Source organism: Streptomyces sp. P9(2023) (genome assembly GCF_032436795.1).
Lineage (GTDB): Bacteria > Actinomycetota > Actinomycetes > Streptomycetales > Streptomycetaceae > Streptomyces.
Genome location: NZ_JAUPWM010000916.1, coordinates 1 through 229, shown reverse-complemented (window position 1 = coordinate 229; position 229 = coordinate 1). Strand labels below are relative to the sequence as shown.

General features: G+C 51.5%; 1 protein-coding gene. It reads left to right on the top strand.

Annotated features, from left to right (window positions below; genetic code table 11):
• Window positions 1–43 precede the first annotated feature (43 nt).
• Window positions 44–229, top strand: a 186-nt coding sequence (locus Q5762_RS40295) for a 3'-5' exoribonuclease domain-containing protein (RefSeq protein WP_399495681.1), incomplete at its 3' end; no start/stop codon positions are given.

Genomic DNA, 229 nt, shown 5'->3' with positions numbered 1-229 from the left:
AATATACCGGCTTTTTGTGCCAAGATTGCGGAAGGACGATAGGATGATAACTCACATTATGCTCGATTTGGAAACGTGGGGGAAAACGCCCGGTTCCGATATTCGCTCAATCGGCGCGGTCGTGTTCGATCCGGTTGCGGAATATGGCGCGTGGGTGGCTGTGGATGGTCTGCAAACATTTTATATCGCTTGCGATAATCCGCAATTGGACGATCCGACCGGCGATGAC